Source organism: Rhodococcus sp. APC 3903 (assembly GCF_030407755.1).
GTDB lineage: Bacteria > Actinomycetota > Actinomycetes > Mycobacteriales > Mycobacteriaceae > Rhodococcus_F > Rhodococcus_F erythropolis.
This window is the reverse complement of record NZ_JASDCV010000016.1, coordinates 160,437-169,566: the sequence shown is the minus strand read 5'-3', so window position 1 is coordinate 169,566 and position 9,130 is coordinate 160,437. Positions and strand designations below refer to the sequence as shown.

Below are 9,130 nucleotides of genomic sequence, written 5' to 3'. Positions count from 1 at the left end.
GCGCCGATGGTACTGCACTCGACAGGGTGTGGGAGAGTAGGACACCGCCGAACACAAATTAAGAGAAGCCCCCCAACCAGTGATGGTTGGGGGGCTTTCTCGTACCCAAACACCCCCCACATCGAGTGAACGGCACGTCCGTCGCCTCAGATCGACCGAACGCCCCGTTCACACCATCATGAGCGGGAGCACACGGCCGGCACACCCCCGACTTCGAGCGAACGGTACTTTCGTCGCCTCAGATCGACCGAACGTACCGTTCGCACGATCAGGGCACGATCAGGGCAGGGATTGGGCGAGGAAGATGCCAGCGCCGACGCACGTAGCGACTGGTTAGCCAAGGTACAGATTGTGAACCCTCTCATAGGTGCGAAGTACTCTCCGATTTTGTGCCTTTGTCCCTAGTACTTTGGCCTAGGCTGAGTGTCATGGTGGGGTTGAGCAGCTCGCGGGTGTCGCATTTGCGACTCGTTCCGACGGAACCTGAAGAACTGCAAAGGTTTGTACAAGAAGCTGGCGGAGTGCGTGGGGGCATTCAGATTGCGCGATCGTTACGTTCGAAGAGGCGCGCGGTACCGGCGCAATACGCGATACGTATCAGCGTCGACAATGTATCCACTCAGATCTGGCGACGAATTCTCGTCGCGTCGGATCTGAATCTGGATGACCTGCATTCGGTCGTTCAACGGGCAATGGGGTGGAGTGACCGTCATTCGCACGCGTGGTCCAAGTCAGGAACCCGATTTCCCGGCGAGGTCGAAGAGTATGTAGCTTCCGGAAGCAACGCCGAGCAGCGCCTCGCCGGACGAGTGGCGATCGTAGAGTCTGCGGTACGTCTGGACGAGGTCATGGCCTCGCCCGGCGATGAACTTAGATATCGCTACGGACGCTTCGGAAACTGGAGTCACACGCTGACACTTGAATCTTCGGAAGTACTGCCCGACGGATTCCAAATTGTGTGTGCCGCGGGTCGCGGTGCGTGTCCGCCGGAGGAATGCGTCGGGCCTGACGAGTACGAGCAGCTCCTCGGTGTCCTCGCTTCGGAGAAGTTGCGCTCCCACGAATGGACCCTCGAATGGCCGCAAACCGAATTCGAGCCGACACGATTCGAGATCGCTGAGGTCAACAATCGGCTTCATATACCTCGACCGGACGAGATCGTTGCGCCGTACGACATCGCAATGCTCGTCGAATGCCTGGAACCCTCGCGAGTCCCGGAACTGCACGCGGTCCTCGCCCGAGCCGGCATTGACGATGAGTCGGCAATCGGAGAGTTGGTCCACGTCGAGGCGGGCCAACGCCTTCAAGCGGTCTTGACGCTGATCGGTGTCGAAGGGGTCGACGCTGATGATTTCTTCACGACGGTCGACGCAATGCTCGACGAACCCGAACTAGGACCTGTCAACCTTCCCAAGGGGCGATCACTCTTCGCAGTACTCAAGAGGTTTGGCCTGGTGCGAAAGCACAAAGGGCAGATTGTGCTGACGAAGCGGGGACAGTCAGCGCAGCAGGACGCATCAATCATGTGGTCGGTGATCGTCGACAGCGTTCCGGTTGCGCCGGGAGGCTCGCAGAGAGCAGTGGAACTTCTTGTCCTCCTCGCCGTAGCCGCTGGTTTGTCGCCGGCAGATCGTCATCGCTTCGTCGCGGGAGCACTGGAGTCGATTCGGTCGTCAAGCATCCTCATGTCCGGCGCTCAGACTTCCAAACGTGACACGTCCGGGAGCACCGTAGAGGTGCTCGGTTTGATCGGCGCTACGGGGTACGAGCTGGGGAAGTTCGGCACCAAAGAGGACTCTCCCTGGGCTGTTCACCTCGCGAGGGCGATCCTGCAGCGTTAACTCGCGCGTTCGATGCAGACAACCGAAACGGGGTTCGATCCGGCAATGCCGAATCGAACCCCGTTTCATGTCCTGGAGGAGATCAGATGTTGACGCCGTAGTCGCGGGCGATGCCGGCGAGTCCGGATGCGTAGCCCTGTCCGACTGCGCGGAACTTCCACTCGCCGTTGTGGCGGTAGAGCTCACCGAAAAGCATGGCGGTCTCGGTGGAAGCGTCTTCCGAGAGGTCGTATCGTGCCAGCTCGGATCCATTCGACAGATCTACGACGCGGATGTAGGCGTTGGTGACCTGCCCGAAGGACTGGAGTCGGGCATCGGCGTCGTGGATCGAGACGGGGAAGAAGATGTTGGTGACGTTGGGCGGTACAGCCGGGAGGTCGACGTTGATGACTTCGTCGTCGCCGTCACCTTCACCGGTGAGGTTGTCGCCGGTGTGCTCGATGGATCCGTCGGGCGAGCGAAGGTTGTTGTAGAAGACGAAGTGCAGGTCGGAAAGAACCTTGCGTTCCGGGCCGGTGACCAACGCGCTGGCGTCGAGGTCGAAGTCGGCACCACTGGTGCTGCGTGCATCCCAGCCGAGACCGACTGCGACCTTGGTGAGGTTGGGTGCGGCTTTCGACAGAGATACGTTGCCGCCCTTGGCAAGTGTGACGCCCATTCAGGTTCCTCTCGTTCGAACGAAGTGGATTTCTTCGTTCGGGAGTTCTGTGTTGTCCGTTCTCGACTCACATTACCGTGAGCGGGTAGGTGCGGTTCGACCGAATAGCTACCTCACTCGAACAGCGCGCGAAGATCCTCGGCGTCGAGTCCGGTGCCGAGTGTCCCTTCGGCGTCCATGACATTCGAGAACAATGCCAACTTCTTGGCTTTGAGCGCCATGACCTTCTCTTCGATCGTGTCTTTGGCAATGAGACGGTAGACCATGACGTTTCGTGTCTGCCCGATGCGGTGAGTGCGATCGACCGCTTGTGCCTCGGCGGCCGGGTTCCACCAAGGGTCGAGAATGAAGCAGTAGTCGGCCTCGGTGAGGTTGAGGCCGAAGCCACCAGCCTTGAGGCTGATCAGGAATACGGGGGCTACGCCAGACTTGAACTCCTCCAACACTTCACCGCGATTGCGCGTCGAACCGTCGAGATAGCTGTACGGAATTTTTTCCGCTTCGAGTCGTTTGCGGACAGAACCGAGGAACCCGGTGAATTGGCTGAAGATCAACGCACGGTGTCCGCCGGCAATGACGTCGTCCAATTGCTCGACGAGAGCGTCGACCTTGGCTGAGGGGACAGGTCCGCTTTCCTCGTCGACCAGCGAGACGTCGAGACTGAGTTGGCGTAGCACCGTCAGCGATTGCAGGATCGTGAATCGGTTCTTGTCGACGTCGTCGAGCAGTCCGAGAATCTTCTGCCGTTCGCGTTGCAGATGGGTGTCGTAGATCGCGCGATGGCTCGGATGCAACTCGATCTCGAGTATCTGTTCCTGCTTCGGCGGCAAGTCTGCAGCCACCTGTTCCTTGGTGCGCCGAACCATCAGCGGTTTGACGCGCCGCCGAAGTTGCGCCAATCGCTCTGTGTCGCCTTCCTTTTCGATCGGGTTGCGGTAGACGTCGGTGAAGGTGGTGGGACTGGGGAACAGTCCTGGTGCAGTGATCGCGAGGAGCGACCACAACTCCATGAGATTGTTTTCCATGGGAGTGCCGGTGATCGCGAGTTTGAAGGGTGCGTTCACTGCCGTCGCACACTTGTGGACCTTGGACTTGTGGTTCTTGGCGAATTGGGCTTCGTCGAGTACCAGTCCGGACCAGACGCCCGCCGAATACGCATCGGTGTCGAGGCGAAAGAGAGCGTACGACGTCACGACGATGTCCGCCCCGTCGACGAGTGTTGCCAGGTCGGTTCTTCTGCGCCGCAGAGTATCCGTGATGACAGCGGTGTGGAGGGTTGGTGCAAACTTGGCCACCTCGGATTTCCAATTGGAGACCACGCTGGTGGGAGCAACGATCAGAAAGGGCGGCGCCGCTGGATTCGATTGCCGTGCAGTGCAGATCATTGCGAGAGTTTGCAGGGTCTTGCCCAGGCCCATGTCGTCGGCGAGTATGCCGCCCAGGCTGTGCTGCCGGAGGAAGTTGAGCCAGCGGAATCCGTCGACCTGATAGGGGCGCAGTGTTGCCGTCAACGTGGCGGGGACGTCGACGGGATCGATCCCGGAACCGCCGAGCAATCCTGCGATCTGCTTCTTCCAAGCTGCTGCCTGATGTTCGACTCTTCCCAGTGCCGTCAATTCTTCCCACAGCCCGGCTTGAAACTTGCTGATCGCGAGTTTGCCGGTTGGTCGATCGAGCAGCGACCGCGCTTCGGTGATGAGTCGGTGTAGACCGAGAAGTTCGGGTGCGTCGAGTCGGAAGAAGGCGCCGTCCGGCAGCAGTATGTGAGTCTCACCCTTGCTCAGGGCGGAGAACAGCGTGGTGAACGGAACGCTTTGTCCCGCAACGTCGACGGTGACGTCGAGGTCGAACCAGTCGGATCCGCTGTTCCCGTCGGGGGCTGACGTGCTGAGGCCGATCACGACAGCGTCGTCTGCGGGCCGATAGTCGGCGGGAGTGCCCACGACGGTGAGGTCGACGTCGTCGTTCGCGTCGAGTTGGGGGAGGAGGTCGAGTGTGAACTGCATGGAATCGAGGCCGGCCAACGTTCCCGCGAGAGTGGCCTTCGCCGCGGCCGCACCGAGGCTCTTGGCAATGGCATCTTCGGCAACGTGGTTGCGGATCTCGGACTCGTCGGTGGTTGTGTCTGCGGTAGAAATGATCAGTTCGTCGGCATCGACTGTGTACTTCCATGCCGATTCGATGTCGATGCGGTGGTTGTCCGCGTACGTGGCGACCAGTTGTAGCCGTGGACCGGACACAGTCGGTGGGTTGTAGGCGCCGTCGGAAGATATGACGGGAGCGAGGTTTCCGAGTTTGAACACGAACCGCGAAGTGAATGCATCCCGATGCTCGGCGGGGATGTCGACCGATTTTCCGGAGTCGATCAACTGCCTCAATTGGTGAGTTATCGGCGTGTGCAGTGGTGTCAGAGTGATCGCGTTGGCGTCGTCGAGCGCGAAGACGCCATGTGCCGGCGTGCCGACCAGTCCCCAGTCGGAATGAGTCACGATGTGCCCACCGGCCTGAATTCGGGGCGTCAGGCGGAGGTTGTTGTCTTCTGCACCGTGGACGTCGAGGCAGATGCTGGCATCGTCGAGTAGGGAGATGTTGCCGAGGCCGGCCTTCGAGTGAACGAGTGAAACGCCGACGCTGATGGCCTCACGAAGAAGCGACCAGAGTTGCGGGCTCGCGAACCCGGCAAGATCGATTTCCGCGGCATTTTGATTTCGGTAGTAGTTGCCGGCGCTGTGGAGGAGATGTATGTCGCGTAGAACCCGGAGGTGATCTGCGGGGAACTGAAAAGTGCTTCCGAGTTTGTTCCAGGCGAGCCCGCCGGAGATCCACCCTCTCGCTCCTGGTTGCACGGGTTTGATGATGAGCCTTGTCGATGCGCCCTTGGTTCGGGTGGTGAATTGAATGCCAAGTCCACGTGTAGTGCGGCCGGCCGGGTCTGGTCGGAGCAACTCCTCGAGCGCGCTGTCCCATCCGAGGTGTTGTGGAGTCTTGTTCGCCTCGGCCACCGCTGCGAGCACCAACGCGACTACGTGCTTGCAGTTCATCCGCACGGGACACGTGCAGAGGCCACGCGTGAACGTTGCTGTACCGGCCGCGCTGCGACTTACCGAAATCGTGCAGGTGTACGGCTCTCGCGCAGTTCCCGATACAGCGCCGGTCAAGGTGTCAGCGGTGTCGTTCCATGCGATGGATTCGACTGCATTCTGCCGCAGGTAGGTAAGTCCGCGTTCGTAGGTGGTTGTGCCCACGACAGCGCGAATTCGGTCGAGGTCGAGGGCCCTGACTGAATCCGGTTGCACGGGGCCAGCCTAGTAGCGGTGACCGACAGATCTTGTCGTGGTCGTTTGTCCAAGAAAGTCCGAACTGCACGGTATGTTCACGGAAACATCTTTGACTGGTTTGGGAGTTTCATGAGGACTGAGCGGCGTGCGTGGATCCGATCTGCGCGCACAGGTGCGGTGTGTTTGGCCGTCTGTGCACTTTCTTTGCAGTTGGGCGGACTGTCGACGGCAGCGCCGAGTTCCGGGAGCTCGGGAAGCTCGGGAAGTCTGGGCAGCGTCGAGGGCAGCGTGAGTTCGGGGTCGACGATCCCAGGACCGCTTCAGGAGGATCCGGGCCCCAAGCCGGAGCTGCGCGACGACATCGTCGTCCCGGCCATCGTCGGCGAGAAGGTGACCGCACCGCAGGCAATCAGGCTGACGGTGGCGTCGCCTGCACTTCGACGCGAGGTCGGCGTCGAGATCTTGCTACCCGCGGACAATTCGGTTCCGCGCCCGGCGCTGTACATGCTCGAGGGTGTCGACGCCGGTGAGAAGAGCAGCGGATGGATGACGATCGGCGGCGCTCCGGCGTTCTTCGCCGACAAGAACGTCAACGTCGTGATGCTCAACGGTGGTATCGCGAGCCTGTACTCGGACTGGGAGAATCCGGATCCGCGGCTGGGACTGCACAAGTGGGAAACCTTCATCACCGAAGAGTTGCCACCGCTGATCGACGCACGGTTGAAGACCAACGGCATCAACGCGATTGCCGGCAATTCCATGGGCGCGATGGGCGCAATGATGCTCGCCCAACGCTTTCCGGACATGTATCGTGGCGTCGCGGTTTTCAGTGGCTGCTACTCCACGATGGATCCGCTCGGCCGAACTGCCGTCCAGGCCACGATTTCTTCGCGAAGCGGAGATCCGGCCAACATCTGGGGTGTGCCAGGAGGCCCCGAGTGGGAGGCACACGATTCGTTGATCAACGCAGAGAAGCTGCGTGGCAAGGAAATCTACGTGTCGACGGCAAATGGTCGTCCCGGATCCGACGAGACGCTGCAGACTCCGGAACTACTCGAGCGTCTGGTGATCGGCGGCGGCATCGAGGTTGCTGCGCATGCCTGCACCAAGATGTTCGACGCGCGGTTGCAGGAGCTGAAGATTCCGGCGCAGGTAGATTACGAGCCGAACGGCACACACGCGTGGGCATATTGGCGTGAACGACTACCCAAGGCGTGGCCGACTTTGTCCCGGGCGTTGGGCGTCTGACGGTTCGACAACAGTGCTCGGGTTGTGGGTGCACCACAACCCGAGCGTTGGATCACTCGCAGGCGATGCCGTCGTTGTCCCGGTCGAGATGCGGGGCATATCCGTTCTGGCCCCGGTACAACGGAGCTGCGCCGGCGTTACGCACGGCAGTGCAGTTCTGGTAATACCGCGCCGGTGCGGGAGTGTTCTGCGGCGCCGGCTGGTTCTGGGGCGCTTGCGGAGCGGGCGGTGCAGGCGGTGCGAAGACCGGGGGAAGGAACGGCTGGACTGCGTCGGCAGAGCCAGTCGGAATCATGCGTGCGATCTCGATCGGTAGGAAATCGAAAACCGTGGATGCCTGAGCGGCGGGTGCGGCAACCAGAGTGATTGCGGCGCAACCTGCGATGCTGAATGCCAGACGGCGGAGCTTCATGTGACCTCGTGTTCAACTGGGCAGCCCTTCCACTTCGGAGGGCTGTGCCGGCTGAGCATACTGGCCATAACGACCAAATGGTCTATTTCGGTAAGGGTGAAACCTGGGGTGAAAAGCAGCGTCCCCGCACCGTATTGCTCGGGTGCGGGGACGCTGCTGCTGTCAGCGAGGGTTACGCGTCGACAAGTTCCTCGGCGAAGGGATCACCGTTGCGGGGAGCGTCGAAGCGTTCCTTGTCGAGAATGCCCTCACGCTTTGCGACGATGACCGGGACCAGTGCCTGGCCGGTGACGTTGACTGCGGTACGGCCCATGTCGACGATCGGTTCGACTGCGAGGAGCAGTCCGACGCCGGCCAAGGGAAGACCCAGGGTGGAGAGTGTGAGTGTGAGCATGACTGTCGCACCCGTAGTTCCGGCCGTTGCTGCCGAGCCGATGACCGAAACGACGACGATCAGCAGGTAATCGGTGAAGGTCAGCGGAACGTCGTAGAAGCCGGCGACGAAGATTGCCGCGATCGCGGGATAGATTGCGGCGCAACCGTCCATCTTCGTGGTGGCACCGAGCGGAACTGCGAACGAGGCGTACTCACGAGGAACGCCGAGGTTGCGTTCGGTGACGCGCTCGGTCAGCGGCAGGGTGCCGATCGACGAGCGCGAGACGAACCCGAGCTGAGTTGCGGGCCAGACACCGGAGAAGAAGCTTCGAACCGAGAGACCGTGTGCGGCAATCAGGATCGGGTAGACCACGAAGAAGACAATGGCCAGACCGATGTAGATGGCGGCGGTGAAGACGCCCAGCGAGCCGATCGCATCCCAGCCGTAGGTGGCGACAGCGTTGGCGATCAGCGCGGCGGTGCCGATCGGGGCGAGGCGGATGATCCACCACAGGACCTTCTGGACGATCGCGAGCAGCGAAGCGTTGAACTCGAGGAACGGCGCAGCCTTGGGACCGATCTTGAGTGCAGCAATGCCGATTGCGCCGGCGATGACGAGCAGCTGCAGGACGTTGAAGCTCAGCGATGTAGTCGCCACGCCTTCGGCGACGGAAGTCTTTGCACCCAACCCCAGGAAGTTGTTCGGAACCAGTCCGGTGATGAACGCCCACCACGAGCCGGAGCTCTTGGGTTCCTTCGCGGCTTCGGCGGCGACGTCGGTCCGTGAACCGGGATCGGTGATCAGGCCGACGATGATGCCGATGATCACAGCGATGAAAGCGGTGATCGCGAACCAGAGCAAGGTCTGCACGGCCAGGCGAGCTGCATTGGCGACCTGGCGCAGGTTGGCGATGGAGCTGACAATGGCGGTGAACACCAGCGGGATCACCGCAACGGTGAGCAGCTTGACGTAACTCGAACCGATGGTCTGCACGGTGCCGACCAACCAGTTGACGTTGCCGTCGGCTGCATCAGGCATTGCCCGGGCGACGAGACCGATGATGACGCCGAGTACGAGACCGGCGACGATCTGCGGTCCGAATGCCGTCGCCCAGGACGGAAAACGGGACGTGGACTTTTCCGGCACGCCGGTGGAGGTGGAGCTGGGCATGACTATGCCTTTCGAAAATCAAGGGAGCGAAACGCAGCGCGGCACCAGAGGCCGGGCAGATTCGAAGAAATGTTTCCTGGTACGCGTCAGGTCAGAGCGAGCGCGTACACATTGCGCTCGCCTGCAGGCGAAGGTCGACGTAACGCC

Annotated in this window: 6 protein-coding genes; 2 read left to right on the top strand and 4 right to left on the bottom strand. The window is 61.2% G+C overall.

Annotated features, from left to right (window positions below; all coding sequences use genetic code 11):
* Window positions 1-521: 521 nt before the first annotated feature.
* Window positions 522-1,841, top strand: a complete 1,320-nt coding sequence (locus QMA15_RS22570) for a plasmid pRiA4b ORF-3 family protein (RefSeq protein ID WP_290286557.1) — start codon at window positions 522-524, stop codon at window positions 1,839-1,841.
* An 82-nt stretch (window positions 1,842-1,923) separates the two neighbouring features.
* Here the strand turns inward: QMA15_RS22570 and QMA15_RS22565 are convergent, their stop codons facing one another.
* Together QMA15_RS22565 and QMA15_RS22560 are read right to left on the bottom strand one after the other, a co-directional pair.
* A complete protein-coding gene (locus QMA15_RS22565; protein WP_003940660.1) occupies window positions 1,924-2,499 on the bottom strand; it encodes a TerD family protein in 576 nt (191 codons plus the stop codon).
* A gap of 113 nt (window positions 2,500-2,612) precedes the next feature.
* Entirely contained in the window at window positions 2,613-5,795 is a 3,183-nt protein-coding gene (locus QMA15_RS22560) for a DEAD/DEAH box helicase (protein ID WP_290286555.1), read from the bottom strand.
* 111 nt (window positions 5,796-5,906) lie between these two features.
* On the opposite strand from QMA15_RS22560, the gene QMA15_RS22555 reads away from it, so the two are divergent.
* Window positions 5,907-7,025, top strand: coding sequence for an alpha/beta hydrolase family protein (locus QMA15_RS22555; protein WP_113684019.1), 1,119 nt, complete (start codon window positions 5,907-5,909; stop codon window positions 7,023-7,025).
* 52 nt (window positions 7,026-7,077) lie between these two features.
* Here QMA15_RS22555 and QMA15_RS22550 read toward each other — a convergent pair whose 3' ends face one another.
* Window positions 7,078-7,437: an excalibur calcium-binding domain-containing protein gene (locus QMA15_RS22550; RefSeq protein WP_020970160.1), complete on the bottom strand. Its 360-nt coding sequence runs from the start codon at window positions 7,435-7,437 to the stop codon at window positions 7,078-7,080.
* A gap of 172 nt (window positions 7,438-7,609) precedes the next feature.
* Entirely contained in the window at window positions 7,610-8,983 is a 1,374-nt protein-coding gene (locus QMA15_RS22545) for a dicarboxylate/amino acid:cation symporter (protein ID WP_003940669.1), read from the bottom strand.
* Between the last annotated feature and the right edge of the window lie 147 nt (window positions 8,984-9,130).